The organism is Pseudoalteromonas sp. SM9913 (genome assembly GCF_000184065.1).
Lineage (GTDB): Bacteria > Pseudomonadota > Gammaproteobacteria > Enterobacterales > Alteromonadaceae > Pseudoalteromonas > Pseudoalteromonas tetraodonis.
Genome location: NC_014803.1, coordinates 2,686,530 through 2,710,839 on the forward strand (window position 1 = coordinate 2,686,530; position 24,310 = coordinate 2,710,839).

A 24,310-nucleotide genomic window follows, 5' to 3' on the forward strand; every position below is an offset into this window, starting at 1 on the left:
GGTTAATTTACATCACTGATAACCCTGATAAAGTTGAGTGGCGGGTTTTATTATTTACCGGTAAGCCAGATAATAACCATTGTAACTGCCGTTGTTCAATCCCCATGGCTACGTGTGCTTGAGCATGATTTGGCCATTGAAATCGTCCTTGCTCTAAGCGACGATAATAAAGCCAAAAACCATTGGTATCCCAAAACAAAATTTTTAATTTATCGCGTTGTTTATTACAAAAAACGAACCACGCTTGGCTTAAAGGATCGAGAGATAGGGTATCGCTGACAATAATACTTAACCCATTGATTGATTTTCGCATGTCGGTGAATCCCGTGACCAAGTAAACTTGGTGGGTGCAAGGTGTCACAGTACGCTCAATAATTTGGCTAGCGTTTGGTTAGCTAATGTCGACTCGAAGTCTATTTGATAGCCGTTTGGTGTGGTGAGTTTAATGATTGAAGGGTGTGTAAAGGCTTGCTCATGAATAACAAACGGGATCACCTGTTGCTTTTTAACCCTTATCGTTTCGTCAGAAAGGCGTTTACGCCAAACATAGAAAGTCGATGCGTTAATGTTGTTATCACGACAAAATTGAATGATGGCTAAACCACTCGATTTTTGCTGCTCAAAAATGCCTTGCCAGTGTTTTATTTTTTGCTGTTTATTCATAATTACCTCAGGTTAATATGCTGAGTAAATTATGCATAGGTAGCATTAATATTGGTATGTGGGTTTAATTGCGCGCTTACATTTCTGCGAATAATCTCTGTTTTAAATAATCCATTTATTGTTTCAGCCAATGCATTGTCATAAGAGTCACCCACACTGCCTACAGACGCTTGAATTTCAGCTTCAGCAAGTCGCTCAGTGTATCGTATAGACAAATATTGGCTGCCTCTGTCGCTGTGGTGAATTAACCCTTCGGGGTTGCCACGATGCCAAATAGCTTGCTCTAACGCATCAAGAATAAGCTCTGTGTGCATTGTCGTTGATACACGCCAACCTACAATGTATCGTGAAAAAACATCTATCACGAAAGCGACATAAACAAACCCACTCCATGTGGCAACATAGGTGATGTCAGCTACCCAAAGTTGATTTGGCTGCTCAGCAGTAAATTGACGATTAACTAAATCAAGTGGCTTATCTTGTTGCTCGTCAGGTATCGTTGTCTTATGTGCTTTACCCCGACGAACACCTTGAATTCCCATAACTCGCATCAATCGTTCGACTGTACAGCGGGCGACTTGATGGTCGTCAAGCTGTAGCTGCTTCCATATTTTTCTTGCACCATAAACTGACATATTATCCTCCCACACTTCGCGAATGAGTATTATCAGCTCAGCATCACGCTTTTTGCGGTTAGACAGTCGCTCAGGCTCTCTTTGTATCTGTTTATGAGAATAATACGTTGATGGTGCAATCGGCAATTCCTTGCAAATTGACTCGACACCGTAATGCTCTCTGCAAGCATCAATAAAATCCACTATTACTTCTGTTTGCGGTCGAGCTCCGCTTGGGCGAAAAAAGCGGCAGCTTGCCTCAGGATATCATTCGTTCGCTTGAGCTCTTTATTCTCGCGCTCTAAGGCGGCAAGTCGTTCTTCAGTTGATTGCGTGTTAGAAGAGGGTTTAGACGGTTGAGCTTGAGACTTCTTGACCCATGCTCTAAGTGTTTCTGGGGTACATCCCAGTTTATCTGAAATCGATACTAGCGCAGCCCAAAGAGAGGGGTATTCATGCTGTTGTGTGGTAACAAGCCTAATTGCACGTTCACGAAATTCTGATGTATAGCGATTTGATTTTTTCATAGTTCCAGTTTCTCAAGTTATTGAGTCTCTAGCAAACACGGGGCGATTCATCTTATAAATCAGCGTTAATGACTACTGCTTTAAAAGTCGTTGTTCTGGATTGTGTAAGTATTTTAAGCCGATGGTCACTATACGTGTATGTACCATTGTTATAACGCGTAGTTGAACATTACCAATAACCACAATTGAGCCTTTACTGATTTCTCCTGAGAGCTTTTGGTTGATCACCTCTTCCAAGCTTATGCCCTCTGGGGCGTCTATTTTCATGTGATATGAGTAAAATATATCGCCTACTAACGTAACCCCTTTCACTTTAAGTTCGTTGCGCGCTAAGTGACTGTCTTGGTGGTTTGTTTTATCGGTTGCTGTAAAAACTAAATCAACAAAAGGTCTGTTATCGGGTTTTAAAACAACAAATAAATGATCGTTTGGTTTTAGTTTTGTTGAGCCACGTGGCGGTATGATTGATGGCCCTCGTGTGATCATGGCTACAACTACACTTTCTGGCAGTGCAGCATGTGACAAACTGCGCCCAGAAACCCGAGAAACATCACTTAACGTGTACTCTACAATTTCTATATCAATATCGTTTAAGGCGGTAATTTCGAGCGTTGCAGCTGCTAAATCGGGTGGCGGCTCTATTAAACTTAACTTTTTAGCCATCCAAGGCATAGTTGAGCCTTGCAACGTGGCCGAGATTAACACCACGAAAAAAACCACATTAAAAATAAGCTCCGCCCCTGAAAGGCCAAACAACAGTGGGAATATAGCTAAAATAATCGGCACTGAGCCTCTTAGCCCCACCCAAGATACAAATAAAGTTTCGCGATTATTAAAGCCAAATAATTTCAAAATTGGCGCTACCGCTAGTGGGCGAGCAACAAAAATAAGTGCCAGTGCAATTAACAACCCTTCTAACCATACATCAACCAACGACGAGGGATTAATTAAAAGCCCTAACACAACAAACATGGTTATTTGCCCAAGCCACGCTAAACCGTCATGAAACAGAAAAATACCGCGTTTATATACAAATTTACTGTTACCTAAAATAACGCCGGTTATAAATACAGCTAAAAAGCCACTGCCTCCAAGCGTTGCAGAAAGGCCAAAAGAAAGCAGCCCAAATGCGGTTACCATTACTAAATACAAACCTGATGCATTTAATTTTATTCGATTAATAAACCACACCGACACCTTACCAATTAAAAACCCACAAACGGCGCCTACGCCCATTTGCTGGGCAAATAACTGCAGTAAACCCAGCCCTATTGGCATGTCGTTCACTAGCATTTCGAGCAAACCAACCGTTAAAAAAATAGCCATTGGGTCGTTCGAGGCACTTTCTATTTCAAGGGTTGATTTAAGTTTTTTATTTAAGTGAATACCGGCGCTACGTAAAAGTGCAAATACGGCTGCGGCATCTGTAGAGCCCACAATAGCGCCCAGCAAAACGCCTTGTAATACGGGTAAGTCTAAAATATAAGTGGCGACAAGGCCGGTAATTACAGCCGTTAAAAGCACCCCGACCGTTGCTAAAGCTGAAGCAGGTTTCCACACTTGTTTAATAGAGCTGGTTGGCGTTTGTAGCCCACCATCAAATAGAATAATAGCCAGTGCTAACGTGCCCAGAGCATGCGCAGCCCCTGCGTTATCGAATGATATACCGGCAATACCGTCTTCACCTGCAAGCATGCCCACCAGTAAAAATAGCACCAGTACGGGTAAGCCAACGCGCGCAGATAGCTTGCTCGAGATAACCCCTAGTAAAATTAAAATGGCACTAACAAGAATGATATTATCTATTACAAACATAGTGTGGGTTTACAGCCTTGTATAAGTTAAAAAGTAAGAATTTATAGCTATTAAAAAGCTTAAAGCTCATGCCATACAATAACCTAAAAAATATAAATACGGGTACTTAACTGCATATTTAAAACAAAAAAACCTGCGATTAAGCAGGCCTTTTTGTATTTAAACGAGCAAATTTTATAACACTATTATGCTTGTTACTAAATACGCTATAAACGTCAGTGCGCCGCCAAATAACGCATACGGTAGCTGCGTTTTAACGTGGGTGAGTAAGTCACACCCCGAAGCGAGTGCCGATACGGCGCTGGTGTCGGATATAGGCGAGCAGTGATCGCCAAATATACCGCCGCCTAAAATAGCGCCTACCACCAGTGAAGGTGGCAAACCGAGCGCTTGAATAAGCGGTACGCCAATAGGAATAAGTATGGCAAATGTGCCCCACGATGTACCTGTAGTAAACGACATAACCGCGCCAGTTAAAAACAGCACTGGTACAATTAAGTAAATAGGTAGGTAATCGCCCACTAGTGATGCGACAAATACGCCCGTGCCTAGCTCTTTTAAGCTTGCGCCCAGTGTAAGTGAAAGCAATACAATGCTCACCAGCGGTAATAACTCGCCCATGCCTTTAAAGCCGGTATCGACTAATTGATGGTGAGTAAATTGGCGCGAGCTAATCATTAAAACATATGCAACCACAATGGCTAATACCGTTGCGTATAAAACCGATTTAGAGCCGCTGCCTTCTGCAAGTACGCCGTTGCCGGTGTAAAACATAAAGCCTACCATGCTCACAATTAAGGTAAGTAATGGCACTAGCATGTAACGCGCTTTAGAGCCTTTTACTTCTTCTTTTAGGTCGGTTTTTTGCAGCTCTAGCTTTTGCTCGGCTTCTTTCATTGGGCCGTGTACTTTATCAAACGCGATAGTGTAAAACACAATGACTAGCGTGATAATCGCGTAAAAGTTATACCCTACGCTGCCCCATAAAATAGAAACTGCCGATTCGCTTAGCTCGTAATTGCCAAGTAAACCCAGTACAAATGCGCCCCAACCGTTAAGTAATATTAAAATACACACCGGTGCACTGGTACTATCAATAATATAAGCAAGACGGGCTCGGCTCATTTTAAACTTGTCGAACAAGCCACGCGATACAATACCTGAGGTTAATACGCTGAGGTTTGACTCTATAAATACCGCGATGCCGGTAAACATGGTTAAAAAGCCAACTTGGCGCTTACTTTTTGCAATGCCTTTATTCATAAGCATATTAACGGTAGCAGCAACACCGCCAGACTCGCGAATATAGGCCAGTAATGCGCCTATTAAAATACTAAATATGAGTATACGGGTATTACCGGGGGAACTTGCTACCGAAATAATGCGCTCTATGGTATTTAAAAATGTATTAAATACGCTATTTCCTTCGCCCTGAATGGCCAGTAAGAACTCTGATGAAGCCACTGCCACCAAAAGCGCCATAATCACTTCTTTACGCCAAAACACGATAGCAATGGCAATCAGTGGCGGTAAAATAGAATACCAATGCATAAACAAACCTTATTTATTTTTATAATGACGACGCTTTACTTAACTTAATAGATATAAGCACTTAAGTCACTTACTAACGCTTATTGATTTAATAATGCCTCATAAACAAGCGACACAATAGAGCCGTATTGCGCTGTTTCAAAATTTTTCCCTACAAATTGATAGCGCTTTTCAGTGCCTTTAATAGGAGTATGCCGCGCATTAGTGAGTAAAATAATGGCCAAATCGTAAGCCGGATCAATCACGGTGACTGTGCCTGTCCACCCCGTGTGGCCATAGGCCTGAGCGCTGGCATAAGGGCCAAAGTGCCAACGCCGTGCTTGGTTATTTCCCGCAAGACGAAAGCCTAACCCGTAGGTTTCATCACTGCTTTGTGGCGTTAAAAATTGCGCTAAGCTACTGGCGTTAAAAATTTGCGTATCGCCATAACCACCTTTGTTAAGTAGAACTTGGCACAGCACAGCTAAATCGGGAGCGTTACTAAATAATCCCGCATGGCCTGCAACACCATCGAGCGAATAATAAGCACGTTCGTCATGCACCTGCCCTTGCAGTACATTGGTGCGAATATTATCAAAATGAATACGCCCATCTCGAGTATTACCGCTAAGCTCCGTGGCAGCAAACTGCTGACGATTAAAACCTTTTTTAAGCGGATTAAATAAGGTGTTATTGAGTTTTAAAGGCGCGTAAATATGCTGCTCTAGGTATTCATCGAGAGGTTGGCCGCTAATTCGCTCAATTAAAACCCCTAAAATCATGTAATCAATATCAGAGTAAACATGCGGCGCTGTAGGTTCAGCGGTTAATGGCACACTTGTTAATAATAGCTGTTTAGTGGTTTCGCTTGTTTGTGAGAAAAACGCATCGCCGTAAGCGGTGTCTTTTCGATGAAAATCAAACACTGGCGGATAACCGGCACTATGAGTTAGTAAGTCTTTTACTTGGCGGTGCTCTCGACCATTACCCTGATACTCTTTTAGGTATGAATGCACCGTATGATTTATGTTTAACTGCCCCTCGCTGACCAACTTCATTAATGCAAAGTTAGTAGCAAATATTTTAGTATTTGAGGCTAAGTCAAATAAGGTATTGGTTTGCATAGGCTCTGGGCGCAGAAGCATTAAATCACTTTGCTGATATTGTTTTGCATCGCCATACGCAGTTAATTTTAATACCTTACCCGCTTTAACAACCGCTAATACCGCTCCTGGAAAGCCTGCTTTTATATCGTTTTCAATTAAGGTATCAACTTGGCTAAAGTCGATTTCTTTTGTGGCGCTATTTTCTAAGGTAGCAAATGCAAAGCGCAGGGTTAAACTGCCGCCAGCAGGTTGAATGTTCTCTACCTTAAAGGTGTTCACGCCGTTATGCGTATAGTGCCCTAAATTAAAGTCGTACTCGGTGTTAGCGCGTAAAGGCTCATTAAGTGAGAGCTTTTTATTATTGATGTATATATCGGCGCTAACCGCACTGACATTTTGTAGCAATAGTTGTCCATGGCCCCGGTAGGCTTTAAAAGTGCCGCGGTTATTTACATATTCTCTGCTGCTAGGATTTGGCTCAGGAAAGGTAGCAATCACCTGCGCATTAGCTAACGCGTTGATATGATTAACCGTTAAAGGGCGCTCTGATTTAATTGCTGTAGAGCGACTACAGCCCGCAATAATAATGCTCAGCAGCAATATAACTACTTTATAGTACGTTTTATTATTTATCATTTTTAAAGCCCAATACATACATCCCTTTTATTAATACAGCAAATAAGGCACTCTTTGCTGTTTAAACTGTTTTAGCCCGGCTTGCCAACTTTGTTTGATTTCCTCAGCTGAGTGTCCTGCTTCTATGGCGAGCCTTAATTTATCGGTACCTGCGAGCTTATCCATAAAATCGGCACGTTCAAAAAACAGCTGTTTAGCCTGTGTAAGCTGCTGGTAAGCATTAATTAAATAATTTAAGTTTAAACCGACGGTATCACTATGGCGTAAATCAATCCCTTTCACCATTTGGTTTTTAAACTTTGGATTAAGCGCTGCGCCTTTTATTGAACGCGGGGTAAAACTAAATTCTCCAAGCGCCACCGGCGAGTAACCTATGACCTGAAAGGCAAAGTCAGTTCCCCTACCTATGCTAATAGGAGTGGCTTCAAAAAAGCAAAGTGATGGATAAAGCGCAATTGATTGATCGTTGGGTAAATTAGGGCTTGGCTTTACCGGCAAACTGTATGGCGTTGTGCGGGTGTAGCCTGCAACAGGGATCACGTTTAGCTTTAAATCACGAGCCTGATTGATCCACCCCTCACCTTTGATCATTTTAGCAAGCTCGCCTACCGTCATACCATGTAATACAGGGATTGGGTGTATACCCACAAACGATTTAAATTCTGGTTCTAATAATGGGCCGTCAACATAAGCAATATTTGGGTTTGGTCTATCGAGTACTATAAATTCAACACCTTGCTCTGCCGCGGCCTCCATCATGTAATGCATAGAGCTAATGTAAGTATAAAAACGTACGCCCACATCTTGAATATCAAAAATAATGATATCAACATCGCTAAGCACCTTGGCGCTTGGCTTTTTATTTTTACCGTAAATAGAAATAAGCGCAATACCGGTTTTACTATCAACAGCGTTTTTAACATGTGCTCCCGCATCATGATCGCCTCGAAAGCCATGCTCAGGTGCAAAAATTTTAGTGATGTTGATGTTTTTAGCCAGCAAGCTATCAACTAAATGCGTTTGCCCCACAAGAGAGGTTTGATTAACCACCAGCCCTACACGTTTATTTTTTAATTGCGGTAAGTACAAAGCAAATTGCTCTGCACCAACGGCGATTGCATGTTTAGCCTCATTTGCATGTGTAGCAACAGTAAAAAGTGCGCTTAGTATAAAAAAGAAGGTAAAAAACACGGTTTTAAACATACAGCAAGATCCTTTTAAACAAGGCATTTAAAATAACACAGCTAAGTTTAAAGAGCAGCTTAGGTTTTAAGAATTAGCGGTCAGCGGTCAGCGGTCAGCGGTCAGCGGTCAGCGGTCAGCGGTCAGCGGTCAGCGGTCAGCGGTCAGCGGTCAGCGGTCAGGTAATAAAAATAAAACACCGAGCCTTTTGCAAGCGCAATTTTTATATTGTAGGCGGGAGTTTACCTCGCGCAGGTTTTAGGTTTTAGGTTTTAGGTTTTAGCAATGAGAAACTGTGTTTCTAACGTAAGTAAGCTCTACGCCCACATTGAAAATAGACGATAATATTATCTCTAAAATATAGCTTGCTGGTGTTTAAATACTCATGGTGATTTTGAACGTCTCATTTACTCCTCATTCACTTCTCTTTGTGCATTTAAGTTTTTAAGGGCATTATTCACAAAGAGATTAAGAGGCGCTGCGCTTTTAGAGAAGTGATTAAAACATTATAAATCAGAAGCTGTGTTTCTAACGTAAGTAAGCTCTACGTCCACATTGAAAATAGACGATGATATTATTTGTAGAATGTAGCTTGCTGGCGTTCAAATACTCATGGTGATTTTGAACGTCTCATTTACTCCTCATTCATTTCTCTTTGTGCATTTAAATTTTTAAGGGCGTTATTCACAAAGAGGTTAAGAGGCGCTGCGCTTTTAGAGAAGTGACTGAATGGAAGATTTGGCAGTATGTATCATTAGGTTTAACGTATCCGTCCGGTGATCACCGCCTAGCCTTTAAAATTCCACGGTAATAGACTATCGATATCAGGTGTTGATTGGCACAGCTCATCTAAACACGCGGTGATGTAATCGTATGGCGCTAAGCCGTTGGCTTTGGCTGTTTCGATGATGCTGTAAAGTATCGCGCTTGCGTTAGCACCTGTTGCTGTTTGGCTAAACAGCCAGTTCTTACGGCCTATCACAAACGGTTTGATGGCTCTTTCTGCACGGTTGTTATCGATACTCAGTCGCCCATCATTAATGTACTCAATGAGTTTCGGCCACTGGTTTGCCATGTAATTGGCGGCATCAATGAGTTTACTATTACCAACAAGGTTTGGCTGATGTTTTTCAAGCCACTGTTTGAGTTTATCGAGTATCGGTTTACTCTGTGCTTGTCGAGTCTGGTAACTCTCATCCGCTGATTTATCTTTCAACCGTGACTCTATCCCATACAGCTTTTGTATTAAGCTGAGCACCACATCGGCTTTGCCTGTCTTATTTTTCCCTTGCAGCTTTTTCGCTTCAATGAATTTCCGACGTGCGTGCGCCCAGCACCCCACAAGACTGGCCTGTGTCTTTTCATAAGCTTGATAACCATCAACATGTAAGTACCCTTGATAGCCATCAAGATAATCCATCACGCAGGCGGCTGCGCGACGAGTGTGGTAGTCGTAAAGCACAATGTTAGGGATGGGGCTGTCGGGTTTAGGTGAGTCAGCACCTGAGCAGTACACCCACATGTAACTATTCACTTTATCTGATTTCACCACATTGACCGTGGTTTCATCAGCGTTAAGGAGTGGTTGCTTGAGTAATTCTTCTTTTAACCGTTTAACCAGCGGGGTAAACAGCGCTGCTGACTTAATCACCCAATCGCTCATGGTTTTGCGGCTCAGCTCAATGCCGTATTGCTTAAACATGCTCTCTTGGCGATGAAGCGGTAAACCATATTGATATTTACTGGTGATGAGTTGGCTAAGTAAGCTCGCGGTGGCAATGCCTTTGTTAATGGGCATGGCGGGCATAGGCTGTTGCTTTATCGTTGACCCAGTGCCTGATTTTTCACACTCACGACAGGCGTATTTAGGGCGAATATGTTCAATCACTTTGACGTGTGCTGGAATGAACTCAAGCTTTTCAGCAGTATCTTCACCGATTTTATGTAACTCACCACCGCAACATGCACAGCTTTTATCTGCTATGTCGTGGATAACTTGTTCACGGGGTAAGTCTTTTGGCAGTGGCTTGCGTTTAGGCTTGTTGCGGGTGTAGCTAATTCCTTGCTGCTCAGGCTCAGCTTTCTCAGCAATCTCTTCAACTTCATTAAATAATTCACCTTGCCCTACAAAGCCTTCAGCACTTTTGCCGAATTGCTTTTGTTGGGCTAAACGGAATTGCTCATATAAATAGGCGATTTTAGCATCTTTCTGTATAGATACTTCGCGCTCATATTTAAGCTGTTTTTCAAGCTCAGCAATGCGTTGTTGTAAGGTAAATACATCGTTCATGCCGTTTATTTTACGGCTTTTATGCACAATGAATAGGGTTAATAACTTAAACCTTGATGATCATCAATTGATCTAAGTAATTAAGTCACTGTGTGCTGACTGACGTTGATTTCTTCATGGCCAATAACGTCATACCCTGATAATAGCCAATGTAATTGTTGCTCATTCAGTGTCATGGTGTCACGTTTAAGCTTAGGCCATTTAAACCTGTGCTTATCAAGTCGCTTGTACCACAATGCAAAGCCTGTCTTATCCCAATAGAGAAGCTTTAACTTGTCGCGCTTTTTATTACAAAACACAAACAGCGCGCCCGATAGCACGGGCAATTCAAGCTCACATTCCACCAACGCCGCAAGGCCATTGATGGATTTACGAAAGTCCACATGCTCAGCACATAAGTACACCTCGGGCGGATTAACAAACATATTCATGCTGATAGACCTTTAATAATTGAGACGATAGCATCACAGTTAAGTGTTGTGGGTAATGTCAGTTGGCCAGTGCGCGGATTAAAGTTAATCGTTGGTTGCTCAGTGATACTGACGTGTGTGCGTTGGGTTTGTTGCTCAACTCGGACAAATTGAGGTGATGCACCTGAAGATTTCACCTGTTGCATGCTTTTATATTTATAAAACGAGCTGATAGATACTTGATGGTGTTTGCAAAACGCTTCATTCGTTCCAGTAAATGATGAGCGAAGCGCTAGGATTTCTAGCCAACGTTTAGGGATGGGTGAATTCATAATGACCTCCAATAAAAAGTTGAAGGTATTTTCAAATACAAAAAATGGTGTTGCTAGGTGTGGTTGGCCGGACGCTTACGGTTGGCCGGACGCTTACCTTTGATTTATTCCAGGCACAAAAAAACCGACTTAATGTCGGCTTATGTATGAAAGTGGTGGGCGCAGGAGGATTCGAACCTCCGACCGCCTGGTTCGTAGCCAGGTACTCTATCCAGCTGAGCTATGCGCCCACTTTCATATTTACTTATTTAAACTCTAAGTGAGAGTTGAAAGTGGTGAGCGTAGGACGTATCTAATAAGAATGAACCTCCGACCGCTTGGCGTTAGCCAACACTTTACTTATTTTATACTCTTAGCAGGAGTTGCAATGAAAGTGGTGGGCGCAGGAGGATTCGAACCTCCGACCGCCTGGTTCGTAGCCAGGTACTCTATCCAGCTGAGCTATGCGCCCACTTTCATTTTGCTTGTTTTAACTCTAAGCAGAGCGTTCTCTAAAAGAGAGTAAAGTATGGTGGGCGCAGGAGGATTCGAACCTCCGACCGCCTGGTTCGTAGCCAGGTACTCTATCCAGCTGAGCTATGCGCCCATACTTTATTTTACAAGATGCGCCATTTAAAAAATGGTGGAGAGGGAGGGATTCGAACCCTCGATAGAGCTACAAACTCTATACTCCCTTAGCAGGGGAGCTCCTTCGGCCACTCGGACACCTCTCCGTCTTATGGGGCGTATAATAAAGATTTCAGAAAATATGTCAAACACTTTTCTGACAAAAGTGACTATATGGCTATAGATTGCACACATGCCTAGTTTTAAAGTGTAATTAGTTTGAAAAATAATCAGGTTAGGTGTTTGGGGTGCTTGAATTTACACCCATCACTGGCACTAGTTCGTCCGTAAGTTCAGCAAGGTATTGCTCTTGATAGCCTAACTTCTGAAACTCGGCAATACACGCGCGATAATACGCTTCTCGCTGTTGCTCTGTAGTGTTCTCATCAGGTAAAGATTCTACTCGTTTAGCTTTCATATTATTTCTCTAAGTCCTTTAGAAATTTTTATTTTTTACGACTAAGAATGACCGCGTATAAATTTCGGCCACATTTTAGCTAAAAAATTCACATAAATACAACATAATGTTTAAAAAACAATCATACCAAAAAGTTATAGCACTGCTGTAATGTTGCAAAGCAGTCAAGCAACTTTATGATAATGAAGCTGAATTAAAGATTAATTTACTTTTATACTTACACTTAATTATCAGTGTAGTACTTATTAATTAAAAGCCCTAATGTGAAGTTTAGGCAATATCTCACAAACAATAAGGCAAAAAAACGCCGCTAGTTAGCGGCGTTGATAATTTTTTAGTTTATTCCTTCAAGCTTAGTCTGCTTGTGGGCGCATATGCGGGAATAAAATAACATCTTTGATAGTTGATGAGTCAGTAAACAACATGACTAAACGGTCAATACCAATCCCTTCCCCGGCTGTTGGTGGTAAACCATACTCTAGAGCGCGAATGTAGTCTTCGTCGTAGTGCATTGCTTCATCATCACCGGCGTCTTTTTCTTCAACCTGACGCGTGAAACGCTCTGCTTGGTCTTGCGCATCATTAAGCTCAGAGAAGCCATTTGCAAGCTCGCGCCCGCCAACAAAGAACTCAAAACGGTCAGTAACAAATGGGTTTTCGTCGTTACGACGTGCAAGTGGCGATACTTCCCACGGATACCCTGTGATAAATGTCGGTTGGATAAGCATATGCTCAGCCGTCTCTTCAAATATTTCACATAAAAACTTACCCGGGCCCCATACGCAGTTTTCAGGAATTTTAACATGCACTTGTTTCGCGTACGCTTTTAATTCTTCAAAGTGGTTTTCTGGGTCATTAAATACCGCAGCATCAAACTCAGGGTTATATTTTAAGATTGCGTCGCTCATGCTTAAACGTGTGAACGGTTGACCAAAGTCATACTCTACTGAATCAACAACGTCGCCGTTTTCATCTTTAGTGGTGTTAACCACAATTGGGCTGCCCAGTACGTTAGTTGCAACTGTACGTAACATGTCTTCGGTGATGTTCATTAAATCAATGTAGTCAGCGTATGCTTGGTAGAACTCAATCATGGTGAATTCTGGGTTGTGACGCGTTGATAACCCTTCGTTACGGAAGTTTCGGTTAATTTCGAATACACGGTCAAAACCACCTACTACTAAACGCTTTAAGTAAAGCTCAGGCGCAATACGTAAGTACATGTCGATATCAAGCGCATTATGATGAGTTACGAATGGGCGCGCAGATGCACCACCAGGAATAACCTGTAGCATTGGCGTTTCTACTTCCATAAAATCGCGGTCTGCTAAAAAGCGACGAATACCTTCAACCACTTGTGAGCGAATGCGGAATGTTTCACGCGTTGCTTCGTTAGTAATTAAATCAACATAACGTTGACGGTATTTAGTTTCTTGATCCGATAGACCATGGAATTTTTCTGGTAGTGGACGAAGTGACTTAGTCAGCAGTTCGTACTCAGCCATATCTACGTATAAATCGCCTTTACCCGATTTATTAAGCGGCCCTTTAACACCAATAATATCGCCAATATCAAGCTGGCCATATTTTGCTTTTAAATCTTTTTGTACGTCTTTTGATGCATAAACTTGTACACGGCCTTTCATATCTTGAATAGACATAAACGGACCACGCTTAGCAAGAATACGACCTGCAATCGATACTACGTGCTGTAATTCGATTAATTCTTCTTTACTCTTATCACCAAACTCAGCCTGCAAATCTGCCGTGTAATGCTCACGACGGAATTGGTTTGGATGACCGTTGGCTGGGCAATTTGCGCGAATAGCGTCTAATTTGCCGCGACGCTCAGCGATTAACTTATTTTCGTCTTGGATTTGATCAGTCATTTTTTAGCTCTTTTTTAGCTTGGTGGTTATAAACCAGATTTTAAGCTGGCTTCAATAAATTTGTCTAAGTCGCCATCGAGTACCGCTTGAGTATTACGGTTTTCAACGCCGGTACGTAAATCTTTAATACGCGAGTCATCAAGTACGTAAGAACGAATTTGACTTCCCCAGCCAATATCAGACTTATTGTCTTCTTGGCTTTGCTTTTCTGCATTTTGCTGTTGTAGCTCAAGCTCAAATAATTTCGCTTTTAACTGCTTCATTGCTTGGGCTTTATTTTTATGCTGCGAGCGCTCGTTTTGACACTGCACCACGGTATTGGTTGGTACGTGGGTAATACGTACTGCCGATTCAGTGGTATTTACGTGCTGACCACCCGCGCCTGATGCACGGTAAACGTCTATACGTAAGTCAGACGGATTAATATCAATCTCAATGTTGTCATCAACTTCTGGGTAAACAAACGCAGATGCAAACGAAGTATGACGACGGCCACTTGAATCAAATGGGCTTTTACGAACTAGGCGGTGTACGCCTGTTTCAGTGCGTAACCAACCATATGCATACTCACCAGAAAAACGTACCGTTGCGCCTTTAATACCAGCAACATCGCCATCGGTGGCTTCAACAAGCTCTACTTTAAAGCCTTTTGCTTCACCCCAGCGTAAGTACATACGCAGTAAAATATTACACCAGTCTTGTGCTTCAGTACCGCCAGAGCCTGATTGTAAATCAAGGTAGGCATCGTTTGAATCGTGAGAGCCTGAAAACATACGACGAAACTCAAGCCCTTCAAGCTGCTGGTTTAAATCAGCTAGTTCGCTTTGTGCTTCATCAAAAGTGTCTTGGTCTTCAGCTTCAACAGCAAGCTCTACTAAACCTTCAACATCGTCAGTACCAGCAACAAGGTTATCGATTGTTTCAACCACGGCTTCTAGTGCTGACTTTTCACGACCAAGGGCTTGTGCGCGCTCAGGCTCATTCCATACGGCTGAATCTTCAAGTTCGGCGTTAACTTCTTCTAAACGTTCTTGTTTAAGAGCGTAGTCAAAGGTACCCCCGAAGCAGTTCAGTACGTTCGCGAATTTCCTTGATTTGATTAATCACAGGATTCACTTCAAACATGTACATTACTCCAAAATGGCTAGGTTATTGCGCACTTAAAAAAGAGACCGAGCGCAATTAAAAATCATCAAATAATAAAAACGCCCGATTTTAACAAAAAACCGCGCGTTTTATTAGCCTTTTATGCATGGTTTGAAGATATTTTTTAGCCCACTTTTTCAAGCTCTCTTACAATCAGTTGTAAGCTAAATTTACCTCTAAATTCATTTATATCGAGCTGGTACGCTACTTTAACAAACTGCGCCTCGGTATCTGGCCACGCTTTTACATCAATCCCAAAAGCAATGGCGTCAACTAAACGTGCAGATTGGTGTTTAAGGACTAACTTTAGGTGTTTTTCACCCACAATGCGCTGCTGTATCAATTCAAAGGTGTGTTCAAATATCGGCTCAGGAAATTGCTGTCCCCACGGGCCTGATTGCTTTAATAATTGCGCAAAATCCATACTAAAGCAGTCGTTAGGTAGTTCACCATCAGTAAATACAATGCAGCGTTTACTTTCTTCACTGAGTTGCGCGCTGACCGCACTATCAAAAGCACGTTTAAACTCAGTAAAATGCTGCTCATTAATGCTTAAACCTGCCGCCATTGCATGGCCACCAAATTTATTAATTAGACCGGGTTGCGCGGTGTTTAATCCCTCAAGTAGGTCGCGCATATGCAAGCCTTCAATTGAGCGACATGAGCCTTTTATTTCACCGTTTTCGCCACCGGCAAATATCACGGTTGGGCGGTGGTACTTTTCTTTTAAGCGCCCCGCTAAAATGCCAATAACACCTTGATGCCAATCGTCTTGATACAAACAAATAGCATCAGGCACACTGTCTTCTTTAAAGGCGAGCCTATCGAGCACGGCTTGCGCTTCTACTTGCATGCCTTGCTCTATTTCACGTCTGGCAAAGTTTAAGCTGTCAAGCTCACCGGCTATGCGCCTAGCTTGATTTATGTCGTTGCTAAGTAAGCAAGCTATACCTAGGCTCATATCATCTAAACGCCCTGCTGCATTTAAACGTGGCGCCAATGAAAAGCCAAAATCGCTGGCACTCAAACGAGCTGCATTGCGATTAGCCACTTCAATCAGTGCGGTGATACCTGGGCGGGTTTTACCACTGCGAATACGTGCCAAGCCTTGATGCACTAACGTACGGTTATTCGCATCCAGAGCCACCACATCGGCCACCGTACCAAGGGCTACAATATCGAGTAAGTCAGCAATATTTGGCATAGGATGTTGGTTAAAGTAGCCTTGTTCACGCAGCGCACTTCTCAGTGCGATAAGTAAATAAAACGCCACCCCAACACCGGCTATCGACTTAGAGGGAAAATCACAGTCATGACGATTAGGATTAACAATAGCATCGGCATTAGGCAGTTGCTCGCCTTGTAAATGATGATCTGTAACCAGCACTTTAATGCCTGCGGCTTTAACAATATCAATGCCTGCGATACACGAAATCCCGTTATCTACGGTGATCACTAAATCGGGCTGCATAGTGACTATTTGCTCAGCCAATGCTGGGCTTAAGCCATAACCTAAACTAAAGCGGTCTGGCACTAAATAATCTAAATGGGTAAAGCCAAACATGGCCAGCCCTTGCATTAAGGTGGCGGTGCTGGTTGCGCCATCGGCGTCAAAGTCGCCCACAATAAGTATTTTGCTTTGTGCGTGTAGGGCTTCAATTAACAGTTGGCTGGCTTTGTCTATATCTTTAAAAAGTTTGAAGTCGTGGAGTGTAGCTGCACTATTGTTTAGCTCATCGGCATGGGAAACATTTCGCGTGGCATAAATTTGCTTAATAACAGGGTGAAGATGGCTCGGCAGATGAGAGTCGTCAACGGGTTCTCGCGCAATGATCATTTTTTTCATGCTAGTTTTTAACTTATGATGTTCATGATATAAGACAAAAAAAGGCCATTAAGGCCTTTTTAAACACATACTCGCGGTATTGCTTAGCCCGCTTTGTTAGCCTCAAGCGCTGCGCTTAATGCCGCAGCTGGTTGGTAGCCTGGGATCATCGTGCCATCTTCTAAAATAATAGCCGGTGTACCGCTAATACCAAAACTCTGGCCTAACTGATAATGCTCAGCAACAGGTGCGCTACAGCCTTTAACAATTTGGGTATCTGCACCAGATTTAGCTTCAGTAAGTGCTTCTTGCTGATCTTTCGCACACCATACATTCATTAAATCAGCATAACCTGACCCTTGTAGGCCACCGCGTGGAAACGCTAGGTATTTAACCGTAATGCCCGATTCAAGTAAGTCATCTAGTTCACGGTGTAATTTACGACAGTAACCACAGCTAATATCGGTAAATACAGTAATGCTGTGTTTTTCTTCTGGCGCTTTATACACAATCATTGAGTCTTCGTATTCTTTTAACCCTGATTGGCGCACACCATTAAGTGCTTGCTCGGTTAAGTTACTACGGTTGTTTAGATCGATTAGCGTACCTTGCATTAAAAACTGACCGTCAGGGCTTGCATACAACACACCTTTATTGGTGATCAATTCTTTTAAGCCTGCAACTGGGCTTGGATTAATTTGTTTAACGGTCACCCCTAGCGCGGCAAATTTTGTCACGATAGGATCTGTAGCATCCGGAGTGACTGCAACGCTATTAGCAAAAGCGCTCAAACTAGTGCACAACATGGCACCTGCTAACATTAATTTTTTCATAACGGGTTCTCTATCCTAAAAATACTTATCTTATCGTGTCTATATGACCGGCTTAGTGACAAAAAAATTCGCTTAAGCACGAGGGTGATGCTCAGCATGCACCGATTTTAATCGCTCATTCGCTACATGCGTATAAATTTGGGTAGTTGATAGGTCGCTGTGGCCAAGCATCATCTGCACCACACGCAAGTCAGCCCCATGATTTAATAAATGCGTTGCAAATGCATGTCGCAAGGTATGGGGTGATAACGGCGACTCAACGGATGCCAAAATAGCATAGTGTTTAATCCGATGCCAAAAAGTTTGTCGTGTCATACCCACCCCTCGCTTTGAGGGAAATACAAAATCGGTGGCGTGTTTTATCATTTGTGCGCGCCCGAGCTTTAAAAACTGCTCAAGCCAGTACATGGCCTCTTCACCTAATGGCACTAGCCGCTCTTTGTTTCCCTTACCTTTTACAAACACCACAGCTTGGCGCAAATTTATTTGCTCCATTCTAAGCCCCACCAGCTCGGTTACCCGCAGGCCTGTTGCATACAGTAACTCCAGCATGGCTTTATCGCGCAGCCCCATTGGCTCTTCAATGTTGGGCGCACTTAATAGCGCTTCTACTTCGGCCTCAGAAAGCGTTTTTGGTAACGACTGCCCTGCCTTTGGCTGAGCAATATTGACCATAGGTGAGTCGCTAATTATTTTTTCGCGTACAAAGTACTGATAAAAACGTTTTAATGCACTAATACTTCGCGCAGTGCTGCGTGGTTTTAGCCCTAAATCAACGCGGTGTGCTAGGTAACTTTCAACATCTAAACTGGTTACCGTCATTAAGCTTTCACCTTTTAAAAACTGGCAAAACTTATCTAAGTCACTGCGATAAGCGCTCAGTGTGTTTTCACTTACGCCTTGCTCTAAATAGAGGCTATCTAAAAAGGTTTCTAAAAAGTCGCTATTGCTGCTTAGCTCAGTATTTTGTTCAGGTAAATCGTCAGATAGCGTTGTCACGTTGTGATCTCATGTTGGTAATACCACGGGAGAAGGTATCAATTAAAAATACCTTACGGTAAACTTGAGCCTATCATAACAGGCAATTACACAGTGATAAATACGATGCAGATTGGTTTATTTTTTGGTTCTACTACCTGCTATACCGAAATGGCGGCAGAAAAAATACGCGACATTATTGGCGCCGATATCGTCAGTTTACACAATATTAAAGACGAGCCGCTTAAAAACGCTGAGCAATATGACTTTATCATTTTTGGTATTTCTACGTGGGACTTTGGCGAAATTCAAGAAGATTGGGAATCAAAGTGGGACGACATAAAAGATGTCGACTTAAATGGTAAAACCATTGCTTTGTTTGGTATGGGCGACCAGCAAGGGTATGGTCAGTGGTTTCAAGACGCATTAGGCATGCTTCACGACGAAATAAATGCCCAAGCCATTACTCAATTAGGCTTTTGGCCGAACGACAGTAATTACGAATTTGAAGCATCAAAAGCACTTACCGAAGACGGTAAACAGTTTGTAGGTTTAGCATTAGACGAAGACAGTCAGTACGAGCTAAGCGACGAGCGTATCGCCACTTGGGTAGAACAAGTGATGACAGAGTACGCTGAAACCCTATAACTCACTATTGCAAAGAGCGCTGCCATGCAGCGCTTTTTAATTCTTAACTATTCTACTTTTAACCAGTATTGGTTACGGTAAAAAAAGCCCACATAACCGCGCACTTCTAGTTTTTCGCCATTTTGCTGCGGTGTTAAACGCACGCTGTAGGTTTTACCATTATTTGGGTCGAGTATTTCACCGTCTTCCCAACTACCGTCACCCGCATAGGTCACATCTTCAATAATGGTCATCCCCAACATAGGCTGATTCTTTTTATCACCATCACACTCGGTGCAAAGTGCATCTTGCTTGGCTTTATTGAGTATTTTTTCAATTTTTCCAGTCAGCACGCCATCTTGCTCAGTAATGCGCACGTACGACTTAGCCTCGTTAGTCTCTTCGTTAATAGTTTTCCAAAGCCCAACCGGTGTGGGGTTAGCTAATAACTTAAATGAGGCAAAAATACTGCCGACCAAAAATCCCATCAACAGCGAGTTAGCTCTTTTTTTATTCAATAAATTCATTGCGTTACTATATTAGCGATTAATTAAGCCATAGTAACAATAAACAACTAGATGCAAAACTGTTTAAACACCCAGAACGCGCTACATTTTTAAATAAAATGCGCGGCATAGCGCCTGATACTCTGTGGTATAGCTATTATCATTGGCTCTAATACATAACTTAGTTGTACTTATCTCACTCTGCTCATAACTAAAAGTCATCAAACTGCGGCTAAAGGGCTTATTTGGCATAGCTTGTACTTGGCAAAGGCGATTTAAATACAGCCCTTGCTGCTGTGCTAATGTTATAAATAACTGCGCCTCAGTGGTGGGTAAAATAAGATTAAAACGCGAATCTTGATGACTTAGATGCCTAAACGCACCAAGCAGTTCTGCAAAACTTAAACCATCGGTATGGCGAGCGGTATTTCGCGCTGCATTATCACCTTTTAAACTGTGATTAAAATAAGGCGGATTAGCTATAACACAATCAAATAAACCCACAGCCTCAAACTGCTGAATAGGCTGATGGTAAATACTAATATCTCGCCAAGGACTTTGCTGGCAATTTTGTAAAGCCTGCTGGTAGGCGGTTTCATCAACTTCAACCGCACTCACCTTTAAATGTGGCGCTCGTTGCTTACACATTAGAGCCAGTAACCCTGTACCTGTTCCTATATCAAGTAACGTATTTGCGTGGCTTAAATCAGCCCATGCGCCCAGTAAAATACCATCGGTAGAGACCTTCATGGCGCACTGGTCGTGCTCAACCTTAAATTGTTTAAATGCAAAACCAGACATTTTTTCACCTTTTCATTCACCAAGCAGGTTTAAGTGCGTATAATTAACGGCAATTGTCCCCTATTTTTGACACTCTATGCAATTTTCTGAATTTGATCTTGATGATAAGCTACTCAATGCTATTAATAAAATGGGCTATGAAACCCCCACTAGCATTCAACAACAAGCCATTCCTGAGGCGTTGCAAGGACGCGATATTTTAGCGTCGGCACCAACAGGTACGGGTAAAACGGCGGCATTTTTAATTCCGGCAATTCAATATTTAATGGATTTCCCACGTCGTGATCCGGGCTTTGCACGGGTATTAATTATGACCCCAACGCGCGAGCTTGCTTATCAAATTCATGAACAATGTGAGTTACTTGCAAAACAAACCCAGTTAAAAATTGGGGTGGTTACCGGCGGTATAAACTACGGTACACACAAAGAAATTTTTGAAAATAATAATGACATTTTAATCGCCACACCTGGGCGTTTAATGGAGTATTTGGAAACCGAGAACTTCCACGCAGAAAACGTAGAAATGCTCATTCTTGATGAAGCCGACCGCATGCTCGACATGGGCTTTCGTAAAGAAATGCTGCGCATTTGTGATGAAGCTAAGAACCGCCGTCAGTGCTTTTTATTCTCAGCAACCCTTGAGGGCGATAGCGTAGAATTATTTGCTGAGCGTATTTTAAACGACCCCGCGCTACTTGAAGCCGAATCATCACGCAAAGAAAAAGCTAAAATTCATCAATGGGTTCATTTAGCCGACGACTACCGCCATAAACTAGAGCTATTAGTTAACACCTTAAATGGCCCTGATGTAAGTAAAGCGATTGTGTTTGTAAAAACTCGTGAGCGCCTTGAAACCCTAATTGGTGAGCTTACTAATAACGGCGTAAAAGCTGCGTGGTTACGTGGTGAAATGCCACAAGACAAACGCATGAAAGCCATGGAAAACTTCCACAGTGGCAAAACCCGTATTTTAGTCGCTACCGATGTGGCGGCCCGCGGTATTGATGTAGCTGATATAAGCCACGTAATTAATTTTGATATGCCACGTACTGCAGATGTATACGTACACCGTATTGGCCGTACGGGTCGTGCGGGTAAAAAAGGTATTGCGATTTCACTCATTGAAGCGCACGACATTGGCATACTTTACAAAGTAGAACGTTACATAGAGCAAAAGCTAAAACGCCGTGTATTTAAAGGATTAGAGCCAAAGCATAAAGAAGCCAAGCCACCGGTTAAAAAACGTAAAGATCCAGTAAAAATGAAAGCGAAGAAAAAAGCCAAAGCTAAAAAGAAAAAATAGCTTTAGCTTTAACACATTTAATTGAGCCGACGTTTGTCGGCTTTTTTGTGACTTAAAAACAGTGAGTAAGCTATTCATAGTAATATGTAAAAAATACTTAGCTGAATAACCAATTAATAAAATAGTAATTTATTTCAAATAGTTAATCTTGGAATGAAACTTGTAACCCTATCGAATATACGAGTATTAAAACGCCGAGTAATGGCGTTGTTTTTTAGTAACACACTAAGGATATAGTTATGAGTCGCATTAAATTTACTATCGGTTTTATTTCGTTTTGTTGTTTATTTTTATTAGTCTCTGCTTTTAAAGTCAGTGCAGCAACGCATTTAGCTGTAGTTAGCAGTGTGGCTACACAACCTAATTTACAACAATCTATTACTCATGAGTTGCGCACTAACCCAAATTTAAAGTTAGAAAAACTAAACGTACACGTTAATGACGGTAACGTTGAACTTAAAGGTGAAGCCAATAACGGTTTTGAACGCGCTCTCGCACAAAAGTTTTTAGAAAATATGGATGGGGTTAAAATCATTCATAACAAAATTAGTGTCATTTAATACAACTTTTTCTTAACTAATACACCTAACTTATCCCTCAGCGCTGCTTGTTTCTCCAACACAAGCGGCGCTTTTTTATGGTTTGCACAATATAATTCACTGCAGAGCATATTCCCAAGCCAGTTTAAATACTTAATTAAAAGCCTTTTAGTTTACGCACCAATCGCGACGCTCATTGCAGCTGCTTATACTTTTGAAACCTTTGTTTATAGACACTTATTATAAAGAGCTTACATCAAGCTTGGGCTCTAGTTCGGTTGATTAAATAATCTATTTTGAGATGAGAAACCTTATCGATATAGTTTTCTAATTGAGGCGTTTTTAAGGCAGTTAGCGCAAGGCTTTAATTACTTCAGATTATCAATTGGGTCTGTTGTTCTTTCAAGGTTGAATTTGCAGTAGTCTGTTTGGTATTTAGCCAAGGGTTTTGCCCAGGGACATTTACTCTTTGTTGTCTACATGGATGGTGGTAAGGAGCGTGAGCTGGACGCGGAAGCTTTGCTCGGTTTTTACTTATTATTACATGGATGTAAGCCAGTAGAATAACACAGGAGCAGTTATCGAGCCCACTAGGCAACAAACCTCGCGTCGCGATTAAATAGCTCTTAGTTTGAACTAATTTTAATCCGCAAAGGTCAACAGACCCTTATATTATTTATTATAAAAAGCGCGTTTTAATTTGTAAAAACGCGCTGATAGTCAGTAACTATTTCCCAATGCTTTTACCTTCGGGGTTTTAAATTATTTACTCACCTTGGCTTGCATCAGTATTATTGTCACCCTCTTTATTTGCTGACTGCTGATTTATTTTATCGCTTATCATGGCATCGAGTTTTTCACCGCCCTTAATACCAAAATCCAACGTACGAATAGGAAACGGAATACTTATATCAGCAGCATCGAGTGCTTGCTTTACTGCCACAACCCCTTTGTGACGCACCGTCATAAAATCGGGCTCACCAGGGTATTTAATCCAAAACCATACCAGTAAGTTTATACTGCTATCACCAAAGCCTTCTGCGTACACCGCGGTCTCATTTTTGCGGATCACAAAGTCAAATTGATTAATTTTTTCGACAATAACTTCACTGGCTTTTTCTATATCATCAGCGTAAGAAATACCTACAGCTACCTCTATTCTTCTGACCCCTAAAGTGCTGTAATTACGCAGTACATTTCTAAATAGTATTTTATTAGGAACCAGTATCAACTGCCCGTAAAAGCTCTCTATTAGTGTGTTGCGCAAGTTTATTGAATGCACTGAACCAAATACGTTATCGGTCTCGATAACATCACCCGCTTTGAACGGTTTACGAATACCCATAGCAATACCCGCAATTAGGTTTTCGGTCATATCTTGAAAAGCAAAACCAATGGCGAGACCAACAATACCTGCACCCGCAAGCAGTGACGTAACGGTACTTTTTAAGCCCATAAAATCAAGGGCAATAAAGACCCCAACACTCAGAACAATAACTTTAAAAATGGAGGCCATTAAGTCAGCAATTTGAGTAGAATCGAGCGAGCGACGCAATACTTTTTTCATTCCTTTGCCTGCAAGGCGGGCAATAAATGAAAATATAATCGCAATAATCACCGCGACTATAAAGTTAGGGATATGACTTATAACAACATCAAACCAACCGCCGAGCTTCTCTTCTATAAGTTTTTCGGCTTCTGTAATTGAGGGAATTGAGAGCATTTATTTTATAC

At 42.0% G+C, this 24,310-nt stretch carries 21 protein-coding genes, 4 tRNA genes, 1 pseudogene and 1 other annotated feature; of the genes and pseudogenes, 3 read left to right on the forward strand and 23 right to left on the reverse strand.

From position 1 onward, the window contains the following. Positions 1-7: 7 nt before the first annotated feature. From tnpB (PSM_RS12290) to xerD, 20 genes and pseudogenes are all read right to left on the reverse strand, one after another. Positions 8-361, reverse strand: coding sequence for an IS66 family insertion sequence element accessory protein TnpB (gene tnpB, locus PSM_RS12290; RefSeq protein ID WP_024605589.1), 354 nt, complete (start codon positions 359-361; stop codon positions 8-10). After that, complete coding sequence (tnpA, locus tag PSM_RS12295) at positions 358-663, reverse strand: IS66 family insertion sequence element accessory protein TnpA (protein WP_013465796.1); 306 nt, start codon at positions 661-663, stop codon at positions 358-360. The genes tnpB (PSM_RS12290) and tnpA (PSM_RS12295) overlap by 4 nt, the downstream gene beginning before the upstream one ends. An 83-nt stretch (positions 664-746) precedes the next feature. Further along, positions 747-1,804: pseudogene (locus PSM_RS18765) on the reverse strand (IS3 family transposase); the annotation flags it as partial. Next, positions 1,410-1,526 (reverse strand) — a sequence feature (AL1L pseudoknot). Its footprint overlaps the pseudogene before it by 117 nt. A 72-nt stretch (positions 1,805-1,876) precedes the next feature. Then, positions 1,877-3,619: a potassium/proton antiporter gene (locus tag PSM_RS12310; protein WP_013465798.1), complete on the reverse strand. Its 1,743-nt coding sequence runs from the start codon at positions 3,617-3,619 to the stop codon at positions 1,877-1,879. A gap of 174 nt (positions 3,620-3,793) precedes the next feature. Next, the gene (locus PSM_RS12315) at positions 3,794-5,170 is read right to left on the reverse strand and encodes a Na+/H+ antiporter NhaC family protein (protein WP_041695779.1); all 1,377 of its coding nucleotides are present in this window, start codon (positions 5,168-5,170) and stop codon (positions 3,794-3,796) included. An 80-nt stretch (positions 5,171-5,250) separates the two neighbouring features. Continuing rightward, positions 5,251-6,909 (reverse strand): penicillin binding protein PBP4B, encoded by a 1,659-nt coding sequence (gene pbp4b / locus PSM_RS12320; protein WP_013465800.1) that lies wholly within the window; start codon positions 6,907-6,909, stop codon positions 5,251-5,253. A gap of 12 nt (positions 6,910-6,921) precedes the next feature. Beyond that, on the reverse strand, positions 6,922-8,094 hold the full coding sequence (locus tag PSM_RS12325; protein ID WP_041695782.1) for an exo-beta-N-acetylmuramidase NamZ family protein: 1,173 nt from the start codon (positions 8,092-8,094) through the stop codon (positions 6,922-6,924). Between the two features lie 766 nt (positions 8,095-8,860). After that, positions 8,861-10,363: an IS66 family transposase gene (tnpC, locus tag PSM_RS12330; RefSeq protein WP_013465802.1), complete on the reverse strand. Its 1,503-nt coding sequence runs from the start codon at positions 10,361-10,363 to the stop codon at positions 8,861-8,863. 80 nt (positions 10,364-10,443) lie between these two features. Further along, positions 10,444-10,794 carry an IS66 family insertion sequence element accessory protein TnpB gene (tnpB, locus tag PSM_RS12335; protein WP_004588658.1) on the reverse strand — a complete coding sequence of 117 codons (351 nt, stop codon included), beginning with the start codon at positions 10,792-10,794 and terminating at the stop codon, positions 10,444-10,446. Further along, positions 10,791-11,105, reverse strand: a complete 315-nt coding sequence (tnpA, locus tag PSM_RS12340) for an IS66 family insertion sequence element accessory protein TnpA (RefSeq protein ID WP_013465803.1) — start codon at positions 11,103-11,105, stop codon at positions 10,791-10,793. Before tnpA (PSM_RS12340) ends, tnpB (PSM_RS12335) begins: the two co-directional genes overlap by 4 nt. Positions 11,106-11,258: 153 nt before the next feature. Next, positions 11,259-11,335, reverse strand: a tRNA-Arg gene (locus tag PSM_RS12345). Between the two features lie 144 nt (positions 11,336-11,479). Beyond that, positions 11,480-11,556 (reverse strand) — tRNA-Arg (locus PSM_RS12350). 58 nt (positions 11,557-11,614) lie between these two features. Beyond that, positions 11,615-11,691, reverse strand: a tRNA-Arg gene (locus PSM_RS12355). A gap of 34 nt (positions 11,692-11,725) precedes the next feature. Then, a tRNA-Ser gene (locus PSM_RS12360) sits at positions 11,726-11,818 on the reverse strand. A gap of 128 nt (positions 11,819-11,946) precedes the next feature. Further along, positions 11,947-12,129: a hypothetical protein gene (locus PSM_RS12365; protein ID WP_013465804.1), complete on the reverse strand. Its 183-nt coding sequence runs from the start codon at positions 12,127-12,129 to the stop codon at positions 11,947-11,949. Positions 12,130-12,482: 353 nt separating this feature from the next. Beyond that, positions 12,483-14,018 carry a lysine--tRNA ligase gene (gene lysS, locus PSM_RS12370; RefSeq protein ID WP_013465805.1) on the reverse strand — a complete coding sequence of 512 codons (1,536 nt, stop codon included), beginning with the start codon at positions 14,016-14,018 and terminating at the stop codon, positions 12,483-12,485. A 26-nt stretch (positions 14,019-14,044) separates the two neighbouring features. Next, positions 14,045-15,143, reverse strand: a protein-coding gene (gene prfB / locus PSM_RS12375) for a peptide chain release factor 2 (protein ID WP_109874146.1) whose coding sequence is annotated in 2 segments (ribosomal slippage) — positions 14,045-15,067 and positions 15,069-15,143 — 1,098 coding nt in all. Because the reading frame shifts where the segments join, the coding sequence is not laid out codon by codon here. 145 nt (positions 15,144-15,288) lie between these two features. Then, positions 15,289-17,010, reverse strand: coding sequence for a single-stranded-DNA-specific exonuclease RecJ (gene recJ, locus PSM_RS12380; RefSeq protein ID WP_013465807.1), 1,722 nt, complete (start codon positions 17,008-17,010; stop codon positions 15,289-15,291). An 83-nt stretch (positions 17,011-17,093) separates the two neighbouring features. Then, the gene (gene dsbC, locus PSM_RS12385; RefSeq protein WP_013465808.1) at positions 17,094-17,822 is read right to left on the reverse strand and encodes a bifunctional protein-disulfide isomerase/oxidoreductase DsbC; all 729 of its coding nucleotides are present in this window, start codon (positions 17,820-17,822) and stop codon (positions 17,094-17,096) included. A gap of 72 nt (positions 17,823-17,894) precedes the next feature. Next, complete coding sequence (gene xerD, locus PSM_RS12390; protein ID WP_008467794.1) at positions 17,895-18,821, reverse strand: site-specific tyrosine recombinase XerD; 927 nt, start codon at positions 18,819-18,821, stop codon at positions 17,895-17,897. Between the two features lie 105 nt (positions 18,822-18,926). Here xerD and fldB point away from each other — a divergent pair, with 105 nt between their 5' ends. Continuing rightward, positions 18,927-19,448 (forward strand): flavodoxin FldB, encoded by a 522-nt coding sequence (gene fldB, locus PSM_RS12395; RefSeq protein WP_008467792.1) that lies wholly within the window; start codon positions 18,927-18,929, stop codon positions 19,446-19,448. 47 nt (positions 19,449-19,495) lie between these two features. Here fldB and PSM_RS12400 read toward each other — a convergent pair whose 3' ends face one another. Further along, positions 19,496-19,954 (reverse strand): DUF2147 domain-containing protein, encoded by a 459-nt coding sequence (locus tag PSM_RS12400; protein ID WP_008467790.1) that lies wholly within the window; start codon positions 19,952-19,954, stop codon positions 19,496-19,498. Positions 19,955-20,035: 81 nt separating this feature from the next. Beyond that, positions 20,036-20,734, reverse strand: a complete 699-nt coding sequence (locus PSM_RS12405) for a tRNA1(Val) (adenine(37)-N6)-methyltransferase (protein WP_013465809.1) — start codon at positions 20,732-20,734, stop codon at positions 20,036-20,038. A 76-nt stretch (positions 20,735-20,810) separates the two neighbouring features. Here PSM_RS12405 and srmB point away from each other — a divergent pair, with 76 nt between their 5' ends. Both srmB and PSM_RS12415 read left to right on the forward strand, forming a co-directional pair. Continuing rightward, a complete protein-coding gene (gene srmB, locus PSM_RS12410) occupies positions 20,811-22,037 on the forward strand; it encodes an ATP-dependent RNA helicase SrmB (protein ID WP_013465810.1) in 1,227 nt (408 codons plus the stop codon). Between the two features lie 239 nt (positions 22,038-22,276). Continuing rightward, positions 22,277-22,597: a BON domain-containing protein gene (locus PSM_RS12415; RefSeq protein ID WP_013465811.1), complete on the forward strand. Its 321-nt coding sequence runs from the start codon at positions 22,277-22,279 to the stop codon at positions 22,595-22,597. 745 nt (positions 22,598-23,342) lie between these two features. On the opposite strand, the gene PSM_RS12420 is transcribed toward PSM_RS12415, so the two are convergent. Beyond that, the gene (locus tag PSM_RS12420; RefSeq protein WP_013465812.1) at positions 23,343-24,299 is read right to left on the reverse strand and encodes a mechanosensitive ion channel family protein; all 957 of its coding nucleotides are present in this window, start codon (positions 24,297-24,299) and stop codon (positions 23,343-23,345) included. Between the last annotated feature and the right edge of the window lie 11 nt (positions 24,300-24,310).

Coding starts and splice junctions, on each gene's coding strand:
- lysS (WP_013465805.1), bottom strand. CDS start 14,018: ATGACTGATCAAATCCAAGACGAAAATAAGTTAATCGCTGAGCGTCGC.
- dsbC (WP_013465808.1), bottom strand. CDS start 17,822: ATGAAAAAATTAATGTTAGCAGGTGCCATGTTGTGCACTAGTTTGAGC.
- PSM_RS12325 (WP_041695782.1), bottom strand. CDS start 8,094: ATGTTTAAAACCGTGTTTTTTACCTTCTTTTTTATACTAAGCGCACTT.
- tnpC (WP_013465802.1), bottom strand. CDS start 10,363: ATGAACGATGTATTTACCTTACAACAACGCATTGCTGAGCTTGAAAAA.
- PSM_RS12415 (WP_013465811.1), top strand. CDS start 22,277: ATGAGTCGCATTAAATTTACTATCGGTTTTATTTCGTTTTGTTGTTTA.
- PSM_RS12310 (WP_013465798.1), bottom strand. CDS start 3,619: ATGTTTGTAATAGATAATATCATTCTTGTTAGTGCCATTTTAATTTTA.
- tnpB (WP_004588658.1), bottom strand. CDS start 10,794: ATGAATATGTTTGTTAATCCGCCCGAGGTGTACTTATGTGCTGAGCAT.
- pbp4b (WP_013465800.1), bottom strand. CDS start 6,909: ATGTATTGGGCTTTAAAAATGATAAATAATAAAACGTACTATAAAGTA.
- PSM_RS12365 (WP_013465804.1), bottom strand. CDS start 12,129: ATGAAAGCTAAACGAGTAGAATCTTTACCTGATGAGAACACTACAGAG.
- srmB (WP_013465810.1), top strand. CDS start 20,811: ATGCAATTTTCTGAATTTGATCTTGATGATAAGCTACTCAATGCTATT.
- PSM_RS12315 (WP_041695779.1), bottom strand. CDS start 5,170: ATGCATTGGTATTCTATTTTACCGCCACTGATTGCCATTGCTATCGTG.
- PSM_RS12405 (WP_013465809.1), bottom strand. CDS start 20,734: ATGTCTGGTTTTGCATTTAAACAATTTAAGGTTGAGCACGACCAGTGC.
- PSM_RS12400 (WP_008467790.1), bottom strand. CDS start 19,954: ATGAATTTATTGAATAAAAAAAGAGCTAACTCGCTGTTGATGGGATTT.
- tnpA (WP_013465796.1), bottom strand. CDS start 663: ATGAATAAACAGCAAAAAATAAAACACTGGCAAGGCATTTTTGAGCAG.
- PSM_RS12420 (WP_013465812.1), bottom strand. CDS start 24,299: ATGCTCTCAATTCCCTCAATTACAGAAGCCGAAAAACTTATAGAAGAG.
- recJ (WP_013465807.1), bottom strand. CDS start 17,010: ATGAAAAAAATGATCATTGCGCGAGAACCCGTTGACGACTCTCATCTG.
- tnpA (WP_013465803.1), bottom strand. CDS start 11,105: ATGAATTCACCCATCCCTAAACGTTGGCTAGAAATCCTAGCGCTTCGC.
- fldB (WP_008467792.1), top strand. CDS start 18,927: ATGCAGATTGGTTTATTTTTTGGTTCTACTACCTGCTATACCGAAATG.